We start from the raw sequence: 20,161 nt of genomic DNA, 5'->3' as shown, positions 1-20,161 counted from the left end.
GCCACAAGCACCCGACTCCAGGTCCTGCGCGGGGTGCGCGATATTGACTCATTCCGCAGAGACAGAAAAGTCGCACAGAATCTGTGCGAATTGTTTCCTGGCGCCTCATTTTGTCGCAGGGAAATGTTACCGGTGGGCAGGAAGCACACTGTAGGAGCGAGCTTGCGCGCGAACCGGATTGGCTCGGCGTCATGCGTTCGCGAGCAAGCTCGCTCCTACGAAAAGCCAAAACGCAGAAATGAAAACGCCCCGGCAAGCGGGGCGTTTTTCATGGAGCCGCAGATCAGGCCGCGCGCATGGCCTGGTGCGTGTCGATGAGGTGCTGAACCACACCCGGATCGGCCAGGGTGGAGATGTCACCCAGGGTGTCGTACTCGGCCGTGGCGATCTTGCGCAGGATGCGGCGCATGATCTTGCCCGAGCGGGTCTTCGGCAGGCCGGGCGCCCACTGGATCACGTCCGGAGTGGCGATCGGGCCGATTTCCTTGCGTACCCAGGCACGCAGTTCCTGACGCAGTTGCTCGTTGGTTTCCTCACCGGCATTCAGGGTGACGTAGACATAGATGCCCTGCCCCTTGATGTCGTGCGGTACGCCAACCACCGCCGCCTCGGCGACTTTCGGGTGGGCCACCAGGGCGCTCTCGATCTCGGCGGTACCCATGCGGTGGCCGGAGACGTTCAGCACGTCATCGACGCGGCCGGTGATCCAGTAGTAGCCGTCCTCGTCACGACGGGCACCGTCGCCAGTGAAGTACATGCCCTTGAAGGTCTTGAAGTAGGTGTCCACGTAGCGGTCGTGGTCGCCGTACAGGGTGCGCGCCTGACCCGGCCAGGAGTCCAGGATCACCAGGTTGCCCTCGGTAGCCCCTTCCAGGATGTTGCCCAGGTTGTCCACCAGCGCCGGCACCACGCCAAAGAACGGCTTGGCGGCGGAGCCCGGCTTCAGGCCGTGGGCGCCCGGCAGCGGGGTCATCAGGCAGGCACCGGTCTCGGTCTGCCACCAGGTGTCGACGATCGGGCAGCGCGATTGGCCGACCGTCTCGTAGTACCACTGCCAGGCTTCCGGGTTGATCGGCTCGCCGACCGAACCCAGCAGGCGCAGGCTGGAACCGTCGGCGCCTTCGACTGCGGCCTTGCCCTCGGCCATCATGGCGCGGATGGCGGTCGGTGCGGTGTAGAGGATGTTGACCTTGTGCTTGTCGACGATCTTCGCAACGCGGGAGATGTCCGGGTAGTTCGGCACGCCCTCGAACAGCACGGTGGTCGCGCCATTGGCCAGCGGGCCGTAGACGACATAGGTGTGGCCGGTGACCCAGCCGATATCGGCGGTGCACCAGAAGACTTCGCCCGGGCGGTAGTCGAACACGCGTTCGTGGGTCAGCGAGGCATAGACCAGGTAGCCGCCGGTGGTGTGCAGCACGCCCTTGGGTTTGCCGGTGGAGCCGGAGGTGTAGAGGATGAACAGCGGGTCCTCGGCGCCCATTTCCTTCGGCGCACAGGTGGAGCCGGCGACCTTCATCAGGTCCTCGAACCACACGTCGCGGTGCTGGTTCCACTTGATGTCCGAGCCGGTGCGCTTGCAGACGATGATCTTCTGCACGCTGTTGGTTTCCGGATTGGTCAGCGCGTCGTCGACGTTGGCCTTGAGCGGGGTCTTCTTGCCGCCGCGCAGACCTTCGTCGGCGGTGATCACCACCTTGGAACGGCAGTCGATGATGCGGCCGGCCAGCGCTTCGGGAGAGAAGCCGCCGAACACCACGGAGTGGATCGCGCCGATGCGGGCGCAGGCCAGCATGGCCACCACGGCTTCCGGGATCATCGGCATGTAGATGGTCACCACGTCACCACGGTGCACGTCCTGGCCGCGCAGGGCGTTGGCGAACTTGCAGACTTGCTCGTGCAGCTCGCGGTAGGTGATTTCCTTGTGTTCGGAAGGATCGTCGCCTTCCCAGATGATGGCGAGCTGGTCGCCGCGCTCGGCCAGGTGGCGGTCGAGGCAGTTGTAGGAGAGGTTCAGGGTGCCGTCGGCAAACCACTTGATGTCCACGTGGTGGTCATCGAACGAGGTCTGCTTGACCTTGGTGAACGGCTTGATCCAGTCGATGCGCTGGGCCTGTTCGCGCCAGAAGCCGTCGGGATTGACCACCGACTGCTGGTACAGCTTCTTGTAGGTGGCCTCGTCAGTCAGAGTGGTCGCGGCCACTTCGGGACGCACGGGGTACACGGATGCCGCTGTCATGGCGTTTTACCTCGGTGAAGAGTGTTGTTTTTGTTGCCCTAAGTTGTAACGGCGACACCCTTCCCCGAACCATACGACCATGGTCTTACCAATCCTTAGTCGTAGTGATGAGCCCCATAACTCCTACTGCCATGGGGCCGCGACAACCTGTCACATGCCCAGCGCGTGCGGCAACGCCAGCGAGATGTAGGGCACGTAGGTCACCAGGATCAGGAACAGCAGCAGGATCATCAGCCACGGCAGCGCCGCGCGGATGGTCGAGCCCAGCGGCAACCCGGTGACTGCGGAGGTGACGAACAGGTTGAGCCCCACCGGCGGATGGACCAGGCCGATCTCCATGTTCACCACCATGACTATCCCCAGGTGGATCGGGTCGATCCCCAGGCGCATGGCGATGGGGAAGAAGATCGGCGCCAGGATCAGCACGATGGCCGATGGCTCCATGAAGCTGCCGGCCACCAGCAGTACCACGTTGACCATCAGCAGGAAGCCGATCGGCGTCAGCCCTTCCTGCATCACCCACTCGGTGATCTGCTGGGGAATCTGCTCGGTGGTCAGCACGTGGGCGAAGAGCATGGCGTTGGCGATGATGAACATCAGCATGATGCTCAACCGCCCCGACTCCACCAGCACCTTGGGGCAGTCGCGCAGGCGCATGTCCTTGTAGACGAACAGCGCGACGAAGGCCGAATAGACCGCCGCCACCGCCGCCGCTTCGGTCGGCGTGAACAGCCCGGAGTAGATGCCGCCGAGGATGATCACCAGCAGCAGCAACCCCCAGCCGGCACGGCGTGCAGCGGACAGCCACTCGCGCAGGCTGGCGCGCGGCTGTGCCGGAAGATTCTTCACCCGCGCGACGATGTAGATCACCACCATCAGGATCACGCCCAGCAGCAGGCCCGGCACCACGCCAGCGACGAACAGCTTGCCCACCGAAGTCTCGGTGGCGGCGGAGTACACCACCATGACGATCGACGGCGGGATCAGGATGCCCAGGGTTCCGGCGTTGCAGATGATCCCGGCGCCGAACTCGCGCGGGTAGCCCGAGCGCACCATACCGGCTACCGCAATCGAGCCCACCGCCGCCACCGTTGCCGGCGACGAACCAGACAACGCGGCGAACAGCATGCACGCCAGCACCGCTGCAATCGCCAGGCCGCCACGGATGTGGCCGACGCAGGCGTTGGCGAAATCGATCAACCGGCGCGCCACGCCACCGGTGGTCATGAACGCGCCGGAGAGCAGGAAGAACGGGATCGCCAGCAGCGTGTAGGCCTCGGAGGTCTCGAACAGCTTGATCGCCAGCGAGCGCACCGAGTCCGGGCTGAACAGCAGGATCGTCAGTGCGCCGGAAAGCCCCAGGGAAATGGCGATGGGCACGCCGATGAACATGAAGACGAACAGCAGGAGGAACAGCATCATCACGGTCATGGACGGTTCTCCGCGGCTTCTTCGCCAGCCAGTTTCGAGGCCTCCGCAGCCTCGTCGGCAAGGCCCAGGCCGAGCTGGCGGCCGCGCAACAGGCTGACGAGGATTTCCAGGTAACGCAGGAGCACCAGACCGAAGCCGATGGGCACAATCACCGCGATGTAGGCCTGGAGGATGCCGAAGTGGTCGAGGTCTTCGGCGCCGATGCCGGCGATGAACAACGTCTTCACCCAGTCGAAGCTGGCGACCATGAACAGCCCGGCGTAGCCCAGGCAGCAGAGGCAGGCGAGCACACCGATGAAACGTTGCACCGGGCGCGGCGCCAGCTTCACCAGCGCGTCCACGCCCAGGTGGCCGGCAGTACGCACGCCGTAGGCGATGCCGAAGAAGATCAGCCAGCCGAACAGGGCCTTGGTCAGCGCGTTGCTCCAGGACATGTCCTGGGCGACGCCGAGGATCGCATCGCCGATGGCGTAGAACGGTGCCTGCACGGCGGGCAGGCGATCACCCAGGTCATAGAACAGGGTGAAGACGTTGGTCATCACCACGTAGACGAAGGTCACCAGCGTCATGGTCGCCAGCAGGAAGGCGATGGCGCCTTCCTCGAAGTGGTTCCAGACGCGCACGAGTCGATTCATGGAATAAGCTCCAGAAAGCCCCGCCATCCAGCGGGGCCGGACGGATCAATGGGGACGATTGGAGGCTTCGGCGGCCTGGAGGAAATCGGCGCCGACGTTGTCGCGGAATTTCTGCCACACCGGCTGCATCGCCTCGCGCCACTCGGCGCGCTGCTGCGCGGTGAGCGCGTGGATCTCACTGCCGCCGCTGGCGAGGATGCGCTGGCGGGCGTCGCGGTTCAGGCGCTCGGCTTCCAGGTTCACCTGCACGGTGACCTCGGCCATGATCTTCTGCAGCGCGTCGCGGATGTCCGGCGGCAGGCCGTTCCAGAACTTCGCGTTGGTGATCACCATGTAGTCCACCAGCCCGTGGTTGGACTCGGTGAAGTACTTCTGCACCTCGTTGACCTTCTGGCTCTCGTAGTTCGACCAGGTGTTCTCGGTGCCATTCACCACGCCGGTCTGCAGGCCCTGGTAGACCTCGGCGAAAGACATCTTGCGGGAAATGGCGCGCAGCGTGCGGAACTGCTCGTTGAGCACGTCCGAGGCCTGTACGCGGAACTTCAGCCCCCGCGCATCGCTTGGCTCCAGCAGCAGGCGGTTGGCCGACAGCTGCTTCATCCCGTTGTGCCAGTACGCCAGGCCGAGGATGCCCTTGCCCTGCATGCTGGTCAGCAGGCTCTGGCCCTGTGGGCTGCGCTGGAAGTTGTCGACGGCCTGGATGTCGTCGAAGAGGAACGGCAGGTCGAAGATCTGCACCTTCTTGGTGTACTGCTCGAACTTGGCCAGGGACGGCGCGAGCATCTGCACGTCGCCCAGCAGCAGGGCTTCCATTTCCTTGCCGTCACCAAACAGCGAGGAGTTCGGGTAGACCTCCACGCGCACCCGGCCGGGCAGGCGCTCTTCGGCCAGGCGCTTGAACATCAGCGCCCCCTGCCCCTTGGGCGTGTTCTCGGCGACCACGTGGGCGAACTTGATCACTATGGGTTCATGAACAGTCGGTTCTTTGGCAGCCTGCGGTTCATCGGCAGCCTGTGTGGCAGTAGCGCAGGCCAACGCCAGGACGGCGAGCAACGCCCGCCCTGTCGATCCGAGCCTCGATCCAAACATCGCGTCACCCTCAATTTGTTCTTGTGCTTGCGAGGTGAGCCTGGGAACAGGCTCGCAGGGAGACTGACGCAAATGCTGGCGTTCGGAGAATTCATCTTTTCCCAAAGCCGCGTTCGAAAAAACGGAACGCCAGATGCGAAAAGAAACGCCCGGCAGGGGCCGGGCGCGGAAAGGATCAACAGCTCAAGGCTGCGGGATGGCGCGTCAGCCCGGCACCCGCGTACGGTGCTCGAGCATCATCCGCTCGTGTTCCTCGAGCATGCCGGGCACGCAATCACGGAGGAACTCCACCCAGGTACGGATCTTCGCGTCGAGGTACTGGCGCGACGGGTACAGCGCGTAGACATTCAGGTGGAACAGGCTGTAGTCGGGCAGCACGCGCACCAGGCTGCCATCCTTGAGCCCTTGCACGGCGGAATACACCGGCAGCGCGCCGATGCCCATACCGGCGCGTACCGCCTCGGTCATGGCGTCGGCGGTGTTGACCTGGAAGTGGCTGTGGTTGATGCCGACCATTTCCTGGCCATCGGGGCCGTCGAACAGCCACTTGTCCAGCGACATCACCGAGTTCACCAGACGCAGGCAACGGTGATCGGTGAGCTCTGCAAGCTTCTTGGGCATGCCCTGGCGCGCCACGTACTCGGGGGATGCGCAGAGCACGCTGTAGGTCTTGCCGATACGCTTGGAGACGAAGCCCGAGTCCGGCAACTCCTGGGCGATGACCACGGAGATGTCGTAGCCCTCGTCGAGGATGTCGGTAATGCGGTTCGCCAGGGTCAGGTCGAAGGTGACCTCCGGGTAGATCTCGCAGTACTGCGAGATCGCACGGATCAGATAGTGCTGGCCGATGCCGGTCATGGCATGCACCTTCACCTTGCCGTGGGGCCGGGCGTGGGCATCGCCTGCTTCGGCCTCGGCTTCCTCGATGTAACCGAGGATCTGCTGGCAGCGCTGCAGGTAGCGCTGGCCGGCTTCGGTGAGGGCGATGCGGCGGGTGGTGCGGTGCAGCAGGCGGGTACGCAGGTGCGCTTCGAGTTTGGCCACCGTCCGCGAGACGTACGCGGTGGTGAGGTCCATGCGCTGGGCGGCGGCGGTGAAGCTGCCGGTCTCGGCGACACAGACAAAAGCACGCATGTTGTGCAGCAGGTCCATCATTTCTCCTGAGAGCCTGTCCACGCCACGGCGGGCGGCCTCTGCAACGGCGCTCGGACGAGCAACGCCTTGTTACAGATTCATGACAGGTGGCGAATTGTCGCATACCTGTCGCGACGGGATTATTGTCCTTTCAGGCAACAATAATTCATCCAACCGTCAGCTTATCCTGCCCCCCGGCGCACTTCTAGAATCGCCGTCCCCAACGCGGTCTACCGCGACACCCCAGGATTCGCACCCGTGCTCCGCCTTTCGTGCAACGTGCCTCCCACTCCTCTGCACCTCGAACTACAGGGTCCTCAAGGCCCGATCCAGCCCGACCACCGCCTGCCGAGATAAGCCTGATGAGCAGTCTGTCCGTGCGCCTGCCCAAGGCCGCCGCGGTGCGTTTCGCCCTGTCCGACTGGGCGCACACCGATGGCGTTACCTGGATGTTCATCCTCAAGACGCTGATCACTGCCTTCACGGCGTTGTGGCTGGCCTACCGTCTGGAGCTGCCGCAGCCCAATACCGTGCTGGTCAGCGCCTTCATCGTGCTGCAGCCGCAGAGCGGCCAGGTGCTGGCAAAGAGTTTCTACCGCATCCTCGGCACGCTGGCCGGGCTCACGGTGATGGTCACCTTCATCGCCCTGTTCGCCCAGGAGCGCGTGCTGTTCCTGCTCTGCGTGGCGATCTGGGTCGGCCTGTGCACCGCCGGTGCGGCACGCTATCGCGACTTCCGCGCCTATGCCTGCCTCCTGGCCGGCTACACCGCCGTGATGATCGGCATTCCCGCCACGCTGCACCCCGAAGGCGCCTTCATGCAGGCGCTGTGGCGGGTGATCGAGATCACCCTGGGGATTCTCTGCACCGGCGTGGTCAGCGCCGTCGTGCTACCGCAGACCAGCACCGCCGCCCTGCGCAATGCGCTGAACACTCGCTTCGGTGACTTCGCCGGCCTCGCCAGCGCCGGCCTCAACGGCACGCTGGAACGCGAGCGCTTCGAACAGGCCAGTGCGCGCATCGCCGCCGAGGTCGTGGGCCTGGAAAGCCTGCGCAATGTCACCGCCTTCGAAGACCCGCACATGCGCCTGCGCAGCGGCCGCCTGGCGCGGCTGAACAGCGAGTTCATGCAACTGACGACGCGCTTCCACGCCTTGCAGCGCCTGCTCGACCGCCTGCGCGAGCGGCAGGCCAGCAATGTACTGGAAGTGCTGATGCCCTGCCTGATCGATGTCAGCGAATTGCTCGCCAGCTGGCACGGCCGGCCACTCGCCGAAGCGGATGCCGAGCGCCTGAGCGTGCAGCTCGAACTGTGCAAGCATCACCTGATGCCGCGCATCCGCGAAGCCCGTGCCAGCCTCGGCCACACCTGCCCGCGAGAGGCCGACCAGCTGGATTTCGAGACCGCCGCCGAGCTGCTCTTCCGCTTCGTCGACGACATGCACAACTATGCGCAGACCCACGCCTCGCTCGCCGCGCACAAGCACGAGCGCGAGCAGTGGAAGGAGCGCTTCACGCCCAAGGCGAATGCGCTTGCCGCCGCCGTAGCGGGCTTCCGTTGCGCGCTGTTGGTAATCGTCGGCGGTGTGTTCTGGATCGAAACATCCTGGCTCAGCGGCGCCACATTCGCGCTGACCTCGGTACTGATCGCAGCGCTCTCCTCCGCCTCACCCAATCCCAAGCGCCTGTCACTGCAACTGACCCTCGGCACGCTGCTGGGCGCCACGCTGGGGTTCATCCTTACCTTCCGCGTGCTGCCGCACATCGACGGCTTCCCGCTGCTGTGCTTCGTGCTCACCCCGGTGTTCGCCCTCGGCGCCTTCCTGATCACCCGGCCGAAGTGGAGCGGCTACGGCGTCGGCCTGCTGGTGTGGTTCTGCATCGCCTCGCTGCCGGCGAACCTGGCGCGCTACGATGCCTACACCTTCATCAACGAATACCTGGCGATGCTGCTGTCGATGGGCATGGCCGTCGTCGCGGCGATCGTCATCCTGCCACCCAACCGGCCATGGTTGTGGGAGCGCCTGGAAGCCGAGCTGCGCCTGCGCGTAGTACGGGTGATCAGCGATCCGCTGAAGGGCCTGTCGTCCAATTTCGAGAGTGGCACCCGCGACCTGCTGAACCAGGCGTATGGGTTATCCACAGGCCGCCCGGACGTGCAACGCCGGCTGCTGCGCTGGACCTTCCAGGTGCAGGAGATCGGCCTGTCGATCATCGAGTTGCGCCGCGAGCAGGAGGCCCTGCCGAAAGAGCCCTGGTACGCCGAGCGCATGCCCTGGCGCCGGGCCATCCGCGCGCTGGGCCGGGCGCTGATCCGGCTGTTCATCCAGCCCAGCGAGAGCAACCGCCAGCGTGCGCTGGCTGCCGTGGAGCACGCGATCCACGCGACCCGCACTACCGACGATCGCCGCCCGCCGCACTTCGATTCCTCGCCCTTGCGCCGCGTGTGCAGCTACCTGCACTTCATCCGCACCTCGCTGCTCGATCCACAGTCGCCCCTGCGCGATTGAGCGGGTCGGGTTCGCGAGCAAGCTCGCTCCTACACAAGATCCGACATCCACCTGTAGGAGCGAGCTTGCTCGCGAACCGCACGGCACGGCACGGCACCGAATTTCAGATCGTTTCGTGGGAGCGGACTCCGTCCGCGATTGGCCTGGGCGCGATGCGGAATCGATCGCGGACGAAGTCCGCTCCTACGCCCCCTGCAACTGCGTCCCGAAATTGCCAGAACCTGCGACCACCCGCCGCAGGAACATCCCTGAAACCCGCGTCAATCCTGGATTATTGCCTCTGAGTACGAAGTCTTGTTGGCGCCTGGATATATGACTCAGGTCAGGCAAATCCTATTATTTCCGTGCTGTTACAGCGCGCGCCGCAACACCACCCAAGACCCGTAATCAACCCCAACGATTCCCGACGCAGCCATCCGCTGAACGTCACGGACCCGTCACGTCCGGACACCGGGAACAAGGCAGGTAAATTCATGAAAGCTGTAGTCATCCTGGCCATGCTGGGCTTCTCTTCGCTCGCCCTGGCCGAGCAGGTGAACGCCGCCGACCAGGCGCCAAGCGCGGCCGTGGAGCAGTACACCTACGACATGAAACTGGACGTCGCCCACGTGATCTCGACCACCGACGTGTCCAACGAGTGCGGCATCGTGCCGGCGCGCATGACCTACGAAGATACCCAGGGTCAGCGCCACACCGTCGAATACCAGGTGTGGGGCAACGGCTGCTCCGGCGGCTAAGCGACTTGTGCAGTTGCGCCGAGGCCCACGCAGCCCCGGCGCAACTGCCAGCCCTCTTTTACGGCTGCAGGGCTGCCTTCGCAATGTTGCGACTGTGCGCACCGAAGTGCCGGATCAATTGCAGAATCTGCTCATCCAACGCCTCATCGTGCCGGAACGGCTCCGGTGAGTTCCCCGCGCTGAAATCCCCCGCTGGCGCCTTCTCGTTTTCCAGCCAATGGCCGATCGCCGCATCGAACGCCGCCGCATGGGCATGGGATTCGCTCGCTACCACCTCACGCAGGTATTGCGTCGAGTACGGTGGATAAGTGCCGTCAGTACTCACATCCGCATAGGCCGTCAGCAACGGCGACTGCCCGCCCAGGCGCAGCGTCTCGCGCAGCCAGTCCACCTGATAACGCTCCACGCCCGTATGCCGGTCCGCCACGCGCTGGATCGCCGCCTGCTTGTCGGCATCAAAGCCCGCCATGGACTTGCCCGCCGTCCACAGCATGCTGGCGGTGGTCTCGCCCGGCAGCGGCGTCGAGTGATAGGGCTGCGTCATGTCCTGGATGTAGTGCATCGCCCAGCCGAGGAAGCGGTAGCCCCAGTAGGGATGGCCGTTCTCGAAGGCAAAGCGCGCCAGGCCGAAGAACTGATACGCGCGCCATTCCGGCCAATTGCGCTCCAGGTACGGTGCGCCGGTGAAGATAATCGCGTCCTCATGGTAGAAGCCCATGTGGAACGGCGCCTGGGAGCTGAACTCGTAGCGCGGGTCGCCGAACGGCTGGGTACCGAAGCCGTAGCGCTGGCCGGCTTCGCCGGGGTTGTCGCTGAACAGGTTGATGTCGTGACCGAAGTCCGGCTCGTCGGCAGCGCTGGCCAGCACGTCGATGGCCGGAATCTTCTCGCCAGCCTGCAACTGCACGAAACGCCACTGGTTCCAGCCGGACAGGTTGCGGAACACCAGCACCTCGGCCGGCTGCAACGCCACATGATTCGGCAACTCACCACCAGGCGGAGGCTGCACGGCGGTGGCCAGTTTGATCTCCGGATTCAGGCGCAGCGCCATGAGGAAGGCCTTGCGCAGATCGTCGCGGCCACCCTCGGTGAAGCGCAGGTCATCCGGACGCGGCGGATACTCGCGGAAATGCTCGCGCGCATAGGCTTCCTGCTCGTCCAGCAGCTTCACCAGGCCGGCACGCTGCTGGCTGATGAAGCTCTCCAGCGGCTCGACCTCGACGTCCGGCGCCTGGACGACGGCCGGCAACTGCTGCAGGGCGATGTAGCTGCCCAGGGTGTGATTGGACCAGGCCCAGAGACTTTGCGGCAGGACCAGCAGGCCAGCCAGCAGGCAGGTGGAAAGACGCTTCATCGGCTTTTCGCTCTTATTTGGCAATGCAATTCGGAAAATTCCGACGCAGACTAACAACACAAAGCCCTGCCGGCACTGTCGAAGCTTGCCAGCACAAGTCACCGATAACGCCACGCCTGACCATCATCAATGGCGCATACGGCCCCAGCCACTACACTTGCCCGGCATGGACAGGCACCGGTTCCACACGCGTGCCGACCACTTGAAATAAGGGCGTCCCCATGCTGCAGTCCGTTTCACCCAAGCACGACCTCCCCCTCAAGCCCGATCCAGCCGAACCTCGCAGTGGCGTACTCGCCCCCTTCAGCATCGCCGCGTTCCGCATCATCTGGATCTGCAACCTGTTCGCCAACCTGGGCACCTGGGCGCAGTCGGTCGCCGCCGCCTGGGTGGTCACCGAGGCCCACGCCAGCCCACTGATGGTTGCGATGATCCAGGTCGCCTCGGCATTGCCGCTGGTGCTGCTGTCGATCATGTCCGGCGTGCTGGCCGACAACCACGACCGCCGCAAGATCATGCTGGTGGGCTTGAGCGTCGAACTTTCCGGTGCCGCACTGGTGACGGTGCTGGCCTTCATGGGCTATCTCGACCCGCTGATGCTGATCGTGTCGATCCTCTGGCTATCGCTGGGCAGCTCGATCACCATTCCCGCCTGGCAGGCGGCGGTGAACGAGCAGGTGCCGCCGCGCATGCTCGGCGACGCAGTGCTGCTCAACAGCGTCAACTACAACGTCGCCCGCGCCGTCGGCCCGGCCATCGGCGGCCTTCTGCTGTCGGCCACCGGCGCGTCCTGGGTGTTCCTGTTCAACTGCATCTGCTACGCCGCGCTGATCTGGGCGATCTGGCAATGGCGCCGCGACGTGCCCAAGCGCACCCTGCCGCCGGAACACATCTTCGAGGGCGTGATCGCCGCGCTGCGTTTCACCCAGTACTCCAGCGTCACCCGCCTGGTGATGCTGCGCTCGGCGGTGTTCGGTCTCTCCGCCAGCGCCATCTGGGCACTCCTGCCGCTACTGGCGCACCGTAACCCGGACGGCAGCGCCTCGGTCTACGGCTACATGCTGGGGGCACTCGGGCTTGGCGCCATTGTCGCCAGCACCATCGTCAGCAAGGCTCGCCAGTGGCTGGGCAGCAGCCGGTTGATCAGCTTCGCCGCCGCCACCCTGGCGCTGGTCATGCTGACCCTGGGCTGGGTCGACAACCTCTGGGTGATCTTCCCCGCGCTGGTGCTGGGCGGCGCCTGCTGGATCGCCGCTGTCGCCACCTACAACTCGGCCGTGCAGATCCTCGTGCCCGACTGGGTCAAGGCGCGTGCCCTGGCGCTCTACCAGACCGCCATCTACGGCGGGCTGGCGGCAGGCTCCTTCCTCTGGGGCCACTTCGCCGAAACCATGGGCGTGCAAGGCGCATTGATCGCCGCCGGCTGCCTGCTGCTGATCTCCGTGGCGCTGCTCTACAACTCGCGCCTGCCGGAGCTGAACTCCGCCAGCATCGCCCGTGCACCGGGCGGCGTACCGGGCCAGCCGACCTTCGTGTTCAACCCCGAGCGCGGCTCGGTGATGGTCTCCATCGAGTATCGGATTCCCGCCGAGCGCACCCGCGACTTCGTCCGCGCCGCCAAACCCTTGCGCCGCCTGCGCCTGCGTAACGGCGCGGAACGCTGGGCGCTGTACCGCGACGTGAGCAATCCCGAGGTCTGGCAGGAGCTGTTCCTGGTGGACAACTGGATCGGCCACCTGCGCATGCTCGATCGGCTCACCCTCGAGGACAAGACCATCATCGACAACGTGACCAGCCTCCACGATGGCGACGCGCCGCCGGTGATCCGTCACGGCGTGAGCTACGAGTCCGGCAGCTACGAAGCGCCGCCGGAAACCCTGGGTTAACCGCGCACAAATAAAAACGCCTCTCGGTCAGGAGAGGCGTTTAGGGTGACGCAGGCGTTTTACTCAGCCGCCGGCTTCTTGCGCTTGAGCGGCGCCAGGCCGTCCTGGCTCACCACCTTCGAGGGGCCGGATTTCGGCTTGGCGGCGGGCTTCTTCTTCGCCGGCGACTTGCTGCCGGTCTTCTTCGCATCGTCCTTTTTCTTCTTGGTGCCAGCAGCCTTGCCGGACGCCTTGACCTTTTTCGGCCCCTTGTAGGTGCCCTTGAGTTCCTTGATGGTGCGCAGCTCGAAGCGCAGCTTGAGGTAGCGCTCGATGCTCGACATCAGGTTCCAGTCGCCATGGCCGACCAGCGAGATCGCGGTGCCGCCGGCGCCGGCACGGCCGGTGCGGCCGATGCGGTGCACGTATTCGTCGCCACGGCGCGGGATATCGAAGTTGATCACCAGGTCCAGGCCGTCGACGTCCAGGCCACGGGCGGCCACGTCGGTGGCGACGAGGATCTTCACCGCCCCCTGCTTCAGGCGCTCGATGGCCAGCTTGCGGTCCTTCTGGTCCTTCTCGCCGTGCAGCACGAAGACCTTGTGGCCGGCAGCGATCAGACGGCCGGTCAGGCGGTCGGCAGCGACGCGGGTGTTGGTGAAGACGATGGCCTTCTCATAGGTCTCGTTGGCCAGCAGCCACTGCAACAGTTCTTCCTTGTGCCCGGTGTGGTCGGTCAGGATCACCTGCTGGCTGACATCCTCGTTCAGCTCGCTGACGCGGTTGAGCTGGAGAGTTTCCGGCTCGCGCAGGACCTTCTCGACCATCTCGTGCAGGCCGCTGCCGCTGGTGGCGGAGAACAGCAGGGTCTGGCGCTCGGCCGGGCACTGCGCCGCGAGCTTGAGCACGTCCTCGGAGAAGCCCATGTCGAGCATGCGGTCGGCTTCGTCGAGGATCAGCACTTCCACATCGCCCAGCGGCAGGTTGCCGGCGTTGAATTGCTCGTTCAGGCGGCCAGGCGTGCCGATGATGATTTCCGGGTTCTTGCGCAGGCGCGCCCCCTGCACCTTGAAGTCTTCGCCGCCGGTGATCAGGCAGCCCTTGATGTAGGTGAACTGGGCGAAGCGCTCGACTTCCTTGAGGGTCTGCTGGGCCAGCTCACGGGTCGGCAGCAGGATCAGCGCGCGGGCGCCGCTCTTGGGCTTCTCTTCGCTGAGCAGGCGATGCAGCAGCGGCAGCACGAAGGCAGCGGTCTTGCCGCTGCCGGTCTGCGCCGTCACCCGCAGGTCGCGTCCCTCCAGGGCCTTCGGAATAGCCGCGGCCTGGACCGGGGTCGGTTCGGTGAAGGACAACGAATCGAGCGCCTTGAGCAGGCGTTCGTGGAGGGCGAATTGGGAGAACAAGGCAGACCTCGATATCACGTAAAGACCAAATAGCTGCATAGCTTAATGTTTGCCGAGCCTGCGCGCTGGAAATATTGCCGGCGGCCGCTTGCGGCGCACCGTCGCGTCAATAATCCGACAAACGTACCGTCGCTTGGCGAAGGGCGATGCCATGCTCTGATGGGCCTGACAAAAAGGAGAACGCAGGTGCCATCGACGCTCATTTATTACGTGTCCGCCAGCCTCGACGGCTACATCGCCCGCCCTGATGGCAGCGTGGACTGGCTCGAAGGCCACGGCAGCCAGGTTGATGACCACGGCTACAGCGCCTTCTATGCCAGCATCGACGGCCTGCTCATGGGGCGCGCCACCTATCTGTTCTACCTGAGCCAGGGCGAATGGCCGTACCCCGACAAACCTGCGCTGGTCATGACCCGCTCCAATCACCTGTCCAGGGCCGCGCCGCAGGTGGAACTTGAGCATTACGCACCGGTAGACGCCCTCGCCTCACTGGAGGCACGCGGCTGCCAGCGCATCTGGCTAGTGGGCGGCGGTAGCCTGGCGGGCAATTTCCTCGCCGCAGGCTTGCTCGACGAAGTGATCGTCAGCATCATTCCGCACCTGCTCGGTGCCGGCATTCCGCTGTTCAGCATCGGGCTCGAGCAACGCCTGCAGCTGCTGGAGCAGCGCAGCTTTCCCAGCGGCATCGTGCAGATGCGCTACCAGGTTCTGAAGGAAACGCCCTCGCCATGACCTCCACCATTCGTATCGCCGCCGCCTGCCTGCTCGATGACGCCGGACGCCTGCTGCTGGTACGAAAGCGTGGCACCCAGGCCTTCATGCTGCCCGGCGGCAAGCACGAACCCGGCGAGACGTCGGTCCAGGCCCTGCTGCGCGAGCTGGGCGAAGAACTCGACCTGCACCTTGTGACTTCCGCACTGACCCCGCTCGGCCACTTCCAGGCCAAGGCCGCCAACGAGGCGAACATGCGCGTGGACGCCCAGGTCTTCGTCGCCGCCCTGCCCCATGCCGTCCAGCCCGCCGCCGAGCTGGAAGAGCTCGCCTGGCTGGATCCGACCGGCGAATACCCACAGAACCTTGCCCCGCTGCTGAGCGAACAGGTTCTTCCCGCCCTGCTCGCCCATCTGGGCTGATTCGTTCAGAACAATTACCTGCATTTCGTCGGGTTTTTCCTTAAGAAACCTTAAGCGCCTGGCTTTTGGCCATCAACCCGCCGGCTTTCCGTCGCGCGGCCGAAAGCCCCGTTTTATAGGGCTTCCGGCTATAAGGTCAGGCCGTGACTGATGCGTCCGAACACATGTCACGCAGCGTCCTACAAGTCACAGGGGAAATATCAGAGTCGACAGACGGTACGAACTGTCATGAAAAGTCGTTCAGAATGCGTGGAATTTTTGAGCGGACCAAAGGAAACCACGCCGACAACAATGGCGATCCAGCGGAGTCTGGGCGATATCAACCAGCAAGAAGACATGCCGAATGCGAAGTACCCTTTTGACATGCCTTTCCATAGGCTTGGCGACCCTCTTGGCCGCCACCGAGGCAACCGCCTCCTCCAAGATCACGCGCACCTATCAACCTGCACCGGTTGATCTGCGAGTCCCGGTCCAGGGCAGTGCCCTACTGACCTTCAATGCCAAGCCGGTCAAGCCGACCAAGAGCGAGGCGCACCAGGTCACCCAGCGTGCCTACAGCATGATCGGCACGCCATACCGCTGGGGCGGCACTTCGCCCAAGCGCGGCTTCGATTGCAGCGGCCTGGTGAACTACGTGTTCCAGAACGTCGACGAAGTCGACCTGCCGCGTACCGCGCAGCAGATGTACAGCATGCGCGGCAACTCGAAAGTGGCGCGTGGCGATCTGCAGCCCGGCGACCTGGTGTTCTTCCGCATCCACAACCGTCGCAATGTCGACCATGTCGGCATCTACGTCGGAGACAACCAGTTCGTCCATGCGCCGCGCCGCGGCCAGAAGGTTCGTGTCTCTGACCTCAGTGGCGACTACTGGAAGAAGCACTACACCGCTGCCCGCCGCATCCTGCCGGAAACCCTGGCGAAAGCCGACGTCGGCGGTCGTTACGACTGATTAGGGCGCTCTCCCCTTGCGGGAGAGCGCTCAACTCTTATAGGCCGCGACGCGCCTGCCGGCGCAGCAGTCGCGCGCTATCCCAACCGGTCAGCAGCACGGCAATCCAGATCGGCCCGTAGGTCCAGATCTGCGCCGGGTTGAATGCCTCGCCCAGGAACAGCACGGCGATGGCAAACAGCAGCACCGGCTCGACATAACTCAGAATCCCGAACAGCCCCATGGGCAACAGCCGGCTGGCCGCCATCATCGCGCCGAACGCCAGCGCGCTGATCAGGCCCAGCAGCGGCAGCAGCGCCCACAGGCGAGGCACCTCTTCCAGCACCTTGGCACTATCAGTTATCCACAAGGCGGCCAGGGCGAACGGCAGCAGCACGATCATCTCGAAGACGAAGCCGGACAGCGAATCCACCGCCATCTTGCGGCGCAGCATGAAATACGGCGGATAGCCCAGCGCAGTGATCAGGGTGAACCAGGAGAACGCGCGGGTCAGCCACAACTCGTGCAGCACGCCCGCCAGCGCGAAGGCGACGGCAATGCCCTGCAACGTGGTCAGACGCTCGCCATAGAACACCCGGCCGCAGAGCACCATGGTCAGCGGCAGCAGGAAGTAGCCCAGCGACAGCTCCAGCGTGCGCCCAACCATGGGCGCCCAGATGAACACACCCCACTGGATCAGCATCATCGCCGCCGTCAACGGGAAGCATGCCAGCAGCCATGGCTCGCGCAACAGACGGCGGCCCGCCTCACGCAGCACTCCGCCCTGGCGGGTGAACAGCACCAGCAGCAGGACCATGGGAATCGACCAGACCACCCGGTGGGCGATCACCTGGATGCTGGTCAGCGGCGCCAGCGAATGGATGTAACCCGGCAAGGTCACGAACAGCACGGAAGACGCCAGGGACAGCGCTACGCCACGTCCGGAGATATTCATGCGAAGCGCTCCTTGCGACGGCGCAGGCCAAGGCGATTGACGCCCAGCGAAGCAACGATCACCGCACCACCCAGCGCCAGGCGCGGCAAGTCAGCGGCCTCGTTCCAGATCAGCAGGTTTATGAGCAGCCCCACCGGTACATGCAGGTTGTTCATCACCGCCAGGGTGCCGGCATCCACCATGGTGCCCCCCTTGTTCCACCAGAACTGCCCGAGCGCGGTGGCCAGCAGCCCCATCCAGATCAGCACGCCCCATTGCAGGTCGGTGGTCGGCAGCTTCTGCGGATTACCGAACAGCAACCAGCCCGGCAGCGCGACCAGCAGCGCACCGACGAAGAAATAGCCGAAGCGGCGGTACTGCGGGATGTCCGAGGGATAGCGTCGCACCAGATGCTTGTAGAACACCTGCCCCGCTGCGAAGGTCGCGTTGGCCACCTGCAGCAGGAGGAAGCCCTGTATGTAGTCGCCGCTAACGCCGTCATAGCGAATGATCCCGGCGCCCAGCACCGCTACCGCGGCCGCCAGCAGCGCCCAGGCATTGAAGCGCCGGTTCAACGCGTCATCGATCAGCGCCACGTGCAACGGCGTCAGCACGGTGAACAGCAGCACCTCCGGGACCGTCAGCACCCGGAAACTCTGGTACAGGCAAACGTAAGTAATGCCGAACTGCAGCGCGCCTGCCAGCATCACCCCGCCAATGAAACGAGGATCGACGCCGCGCCAGCGGGTCAGTGGCAGGAACACCAGGCCGGCGAGCACCACGCGGGTCAGCACGGCGAAATAGCTGTCGACCTGCCCGGCGAGGTATTCGCCGATCAGGCTGAAGGAGAACGCCCAGAGGACGGTGACGAAAAGCAGGTAAGGCATGGAAAGGAAGACCGGAACGGGGCAGGCAACATAGCGTCAGTCTCAGCACAGGAAAAGCGCTGTACGCCCGCGCCCTGCGAAAGGCAGAAACGAAAAAGGGCGACCGAAGTCGCCCTTTTCCTTGGATGGTGAATCAGGGATTAGCCCTGGTTCTCCATCTGAGCACGAATCAGATCACCGATGGTGGTCGGACCAGTGGCTTCTACGTCTTGCTTGTGACGCAGTTCTTTCATCGCATCTTTCTCGTCATCAACGTCTTTCGACTTGATGGAGAGGGAGATGACGCGGCTCTTACGGTCGATGCTGATGATCTTGGCTTCGACTTCTTCGCCTTCTTTCAGAACGTTGCGAGCGTCTTCAACGCGGTCACGGCTGATTTCGGAGGCTTTCAGGATGCCTTCGATTTCGCCGCCCAGGCTGATGACAGCGCCTTTGGCGTCCACTTCCTTCACGGTGCCGCGAACGATGGTGCCTTTCTCGTTGAGCGATGCGTAGTTGGAGAACGGATCGTCTTCCAGCTGCTTGATGCCCAGGGAGATGCGCTCACGCTCCGGATCAACGGAGAGGATGACGGTTTCCAGCTCGTCGCCCTTCTTGAAGCGGCGAACGGCTTCTTCGCCAACTTCGTTCCAGGAGATGTCGGACAGGTGAACCAGACCGTCGATGCCGCCTTCCAGGCCGATGAAGATACCGAAATCGGTGATCGACTTGATGGTGCCGGAGATCTTGTCGCCCTTGTTGAAGCGGCTGGAGAAATCTTCCCACGGGTTGGACTTGCACTGCTTGATGCCCAGGGAGATACGACGACGCTCTTCGTCGATGTCCAGAACCTGAACTTCCACTTCGTCGCCAACCTGAACGACTTTCGACGGGTGGATGTTCTTGTTGGTCCAGTCCATTTCGGAGACGTGTACCAGGCCTTCCACGCCCTCTTCCAGCTCGGCGAAGCAGCCGTAGTCGGTGAGGTTGGTGACGCGCGCGGTAACGCGGGTGCCTTCCGGGTAACGGGCTTTGATGGCAACCCATGGGTCTTCGCCCAGTTGCTTCAGGCCCAGGGATACGCGGTTGCGCTCGCGGTCGAACTTCAGAACCTTGACATCGATCTCGTCGCCAACGTTGACGATTTCCGACGGATGCTTGATACGCTTCCAGGCCATGTCGGTGATGTGCAGCAGACCATCGACGCCGCCCAGGTCAACGAACGCACCGTAGTCGGTGAGGTTCTTGACGATACCTTTGACCTGCTGGCCTTCCTGCAGGGATTCCAGCAGAGCTTCGCGCTCGGCGCTGTTCTCGGCTTCCAGCACGCTGCGGCGGGAAACGACAACGTTGTTGCGCTTCTGGTCCAGCTTGATGACCTTGAACTCGAGCTCTTTGCCTTCCAGGTGAGTGGTGTCGCGCACCGGACGCACGTCGACCAGCGAACCCGGCAGGAACGCACGGATGCCGTTGACGTCGACGGTGAAGCCACCCTTGACCTTGCCGTTGATGACGCCTTTGACCACTTCGTCGGCAGAGAAAGCAGCTTCCAGAACGATCCAGCTCTCGGCACGCTTGGCTTTTTCGCGGGACAGCTTGGTTTCACCAAAGCCGTCTTCTACCGCGTCAAGCGCAACGTGGACTTCGTCACCCACATTGATGGTCAGCTCGCCCTGTTCGTTGTAGAACTGCTCGACCGGGATGACGCCCTCGGATTTCAGACCGGCATGGACGGTGACCCAGTCACCATCGATGTCGACCACGATGCCGGTGATGATTGCACCCGGCTGCATGTCGAGGGATTTAAGACTTTCTTCAAAGAGTTCTGCGAAGCTTTCGCTCATGTCTATACCTGTAGTCAAAGGCTTGTAAGCCCGATTCCGCGCCACCAGCGAACACGGTC

At 63.9% G+C, this 20,161-nt stretch carries 16 protein-coding genes; 6 read left to right on the top strand and 10 right to left on the bottom strand.

Going from position 1 to position 20,161, the window contains the following annotated elements; translation table 11 throughout:
* Positions 1-283 precede the first annotated feature (283 nt).
* The 5 genes from acs to A6723_RS12025 all read right to left on the bottom strand — a co-directional run bounded on the left by acs (position 284) and on the right by A6723_RS12025 (position 6,546).
* A complete protein-coding gene (gene acs, locus A6723_RS12045) occupies positions 284-2,239 on the bottom strand; it encodes an acetate--CoA ligase (RefSeq protein WP_054907236.1) in 1,956 nt (651 codons plus the stop codon).
* Positions 2,240-2,389: 150 nt separating this feature from the next.
* On the bottom strand, positions 2,390-3,670 hold the full coding sequence (dctM, locus tag A6723_RS12040; protein ID WP_054907235.1) for a C4-dicarboxylate TRAP transporter large permease protein DctM: 1,281 nt from the start codon (positions 3,668-3,670) through the stop codon (positions 2,390-2,392).
* Positions 3,667-4,305: a TRAP transporter small permease gene (locus tag A6723_RS12035; protein ID WP_054907234.1), complete on the bottom strand. Its 639-nt coding sequence runs from the start codon at positions 4,303-4,305 to the stop codon at positions 3,667-3,669. The genes dctM and A6723_RS12035 overlap by 4 nt, the downstream gene beginning before the upstream one ends.
* 45 nt (positions 4,306-4,350) lie before the next feature.
* Complete coding sequence (locus tag A6723_RS12030; RefSeq protein ID WP_054907233.1) at positions 4,351-5,394, bottom strand: TRAP transporter substrate-binding protein; 1,044 nt, start codon at positions 5,392-5,394, stop codon at positions 4,351-4,353.
* A gap of 204 nt (positions 5,395-5,598) precedes the next feature.
* Positions 5,599-6,546, bottom strand: a complete 948-nt coding sequence (locus A6723_RS12025; RefSeq protein ID WP_054907232.1) for a LysR family transcriptional regulator — start codon at positions 6,544-6,546, stop codon at positions 5,599-5,601.
* 344 nt (positions 6,547-6,890) lie between these two features.
* On the opposite strand from A6723_RS12025, the gene A6723_RS12020 reads away from it, so the two are divergent.
* The gene (locus A6723_RS12020; protein WP_054907231.1) at positions 6,891-9,038 is read left to right on the top strand and encodes an FUSC family protein; all 2,148 of its coding nucleotides are present in this window, start codon (positions 6,891-6,893) and stop codon (positions 9,036-9,038) included.
* A 473-nt stretch (positions 9,039-9,511) separates the two neighbouring features.
* Positions 9,512-9,775 (top strand): DUF2790 domain-containing protein, encoded by a 264-nt coding sequence (locus tag A6723_RS12015; protein ID WP_024766324.1) that lies wholly within the window; start codon positions 9,512-9,514, stop codon positions 9,773-9,775.
* Between the two features lie 58 nt (positions 9,776-9,833).
* Here A6723_RS12015 and A6723_RS12010 read toward each other — a convergent pair whose 3' ends face one another.
* The gene (locus A6723_RS12010) at positions 9,834-11,129 is read right to left on the bottom strand and encodes a hypothetical protein (RefSeq protein WP_054907230.1); all 1,296 of its coding nucleotides are present in this window, start codon (positions 11,127-11,129) and stop codon (positions 9,834-9,836) included.
* A 221-nt stretch (positions 11,130-11,350) separates the two neighbouring features.
* On the opposite strand from A6723_RS12010, the gene A6723_RS12005 reads away from it, so the two are divergent.
* Entirely contained in the window at positions 11,351-13,015 is a 1,665-nt protein-coding gene (locus A6723_RS12005; protein ID WP_054907229.1) for an MFS transporter, read from the top strand.
* A 59-nt stretch (positions 13,016-13,074) separates the two neighbouring features.
* Here the strand turns inward: A6723_RS12005 and A6723_RS12000 are convergent, their stop codons facing one another.
* Entirely contained in the window at positions 13,075-14,412 is a 1,338-nt protein-coding gene (locus tag A6723_RS12000) for a DEAD/DEAH box helicase (RefSeq protein WP_139092964.1), read from the bottom strand.
* Between the two features lie 171 nt (positions 14,413-14,583).
* Here A6723_RS12000 and A6723_RS11995 point away from each other — a divergent pair, with 171 nt between their 5' ends.
* From A6723_RS11995 to A6723_RS11985, 3 genes are all read left to right on the top strand, one after another.
* Entirely contained in the window at positions 14,584-15,129 is a 546-nt protein-coding gene (locus A6723_RS11995) for a dihydrofolate reductase family protein (protein WP_139092957.1), read from the top strand.
* On the top strand, positions 15,126-15,530 hold the full coding sequence (locus A6723_RS11990) for an NUDIX domain-containing protein (protein ID WP_054907226.1): 405 nt from the start codon (positions 15,126-15,128) through the stop codon (positions 15,528-15,530). The genes A6723_RS11995 and A6723_RS11990 overlap by 4 nt, the downstream gene beginning before the upstream one ends.
* Positions 15,531-15,921: 391 nt before the next feature.
* On the top strand, positions 15,922-16,479 hold the full coding sequence (locus A6723_RS11985) for a C40 family peptidase (protein WP_371914055.1): 558 nt from the start codon (positions 15,922-15,924) through the stop codon (positions 16,477-16,479).
* Between the two features lie 37 nt (positions 16,480-16,516).
* On the opposite strand, the gene rarD is transcribed toward A6723_RS11985, so the two are convergent.
* The 3 genes from rarD to rpsA form a co-directional block, all read right to left on the bottom strand.
* Positions 16,517-17,413, bottom strand: a complete 897-nt coding sequence (gene rarD / locus A6723_RS11980; RefSeq protein ID WP_054907224.1) for an EamA family transporter RarD — start codon at positions 17,411-17,413, stop codon at positions 16,517-16,519.
* On the bottom strand, positions 17,410-18,279 hold the full coding sequence (locus A6723_RS11975) for a carboxylate/amino acid/amine transporter (RefSeq protein WP_054907223.1): 870 nt from the start codon (positions 18,277-18,279) through the stop codon (positions 17,410-17,412). The genes rarD and A6723_RS11975 overlap by 4 nt, the downstream gene beginning before the upstream one ends.
* A 140-nt stretch (positions 18,280-18,419) precedes the next feature.
* Positions 18,420-20,102 (bottom strand): 30S ribosomal protein S1, encoded by a 1,683-nt coding sequence (gene rpsA, locus A6723_RS11970; protein WP_038803317.1) that lies wholly within the window; start codon positions 20,100-20,102, stop codon positions 18,420-18,422.
* Positions 20,103-20,161 lie beyond the last annotated feature (59 nt).

Origin of the sequence: Pseudomonas sp. AU11447, assembly GCF_001672555.2 — a bacterium.
Taxonomy (GTDB): Bacteria; Pseudomonadota; Gammaproteobacteria; order Pseudomonadales; family Pseudomonadaceae; genus Pseudomonas; species Pseudomonas nitroreducens.
Note: the sequence above shows the minus strand (reverse complement) of the source record. Positions and strands in the feature narration are given on the sequence as shown.

Bases quoted from the DNA above. Each gene is read 5' to 3' on its own strand.
- acs (WP_054907236.1), bottom strand. From the start codon at position 2,239: ATGACAGCGGCATCCGTGTACCCCGTGCGTCCCGAAGTGGCCGCGACC.
- dctM (WP_054907235.1), bottom strand. From the start codon at position 3,670: ATGACCGTGATGATGCTGTTCCTCCTGCTGTTCGTCTTCATGTTCATC.
- A6723_RS12035 (WP_054907234.1), bottom strand. From the start codon at position 4,305: ATGAATCGACTCGTGCGCGTCTGGAACCACTTCGAGGAAGGCGCCATC.
- A6723_RS12030 (WP_054907233.1), bottom strand. From the start codon at position 5,394: ATGTTTGGATCGAGGCTCGGATCGACAGGGCGGGCGTTGCTCGCCGTC.
- A6723_RS12025 (WP_054907232.1), bottom strand. From the start codon at position 6,546: ATGGACCTGCTGCACAACATGCGTGCTTTTGTCTGTGTCGCCGAGACC.
- A6723_RS12020 (WP_054907231.1), top strand. From the start codon at position 6,891: ATGAGCAGTCTGTCCGTGCGCCTGCCCAAGGCCGCCGCGGTGCGTTTC.
- A6723_RS12015 (WP_024766324.1), top strand. From the start codon at position 9,512: ATGAAAGCTGTAGTCATCCTGGCCATGCTGGGCTTCTCTTCGCTCGCC.
- A6723_RS12010 (WP_054907230.1), bottom strand. From the start codon at position 11,129: ATGAAGCGTCTTTCCACCTGCCTGCTGGCTGGCCTGCTGGTCCTGCCG.
- A6723_RS12005 (WP_054907229.1), top strand. From the start codon at position 11,351: ATGCTGCAGTCCGTTTCACCCAAGCACGACCTCCCCCTCAAGCCCGAT.
- A6723_RS11990 (WP_054907226.1), top strand. From the start codon at position 15,126: ATGACCTCCACCATTCGTATCGCCGCCGCCTGCCTGCTCGATGACGCC.
- rarD (WP_054907224.1), bottom strand. From the start codon at position 17,413: ATGAATATCTCCGGACGTGGCGTAGCGCTGTCCCTGGCGTCTTCCGTG.
- A6723_RS11975 (WP_054907223.1), bottom strand. From the start codon at position 18,279: ATGCCTTACCTGCTTTTCGTCACCGTCCTCTGGGCGTTCTCCTTCAGC.
- rpsA (WP_038803317.1), bottom strand. From the start codon at position 20,102: ATGAGCGAAAGCTTCGCAGAACTCTTTGAAGAAAGTCTTAAATCCCTC.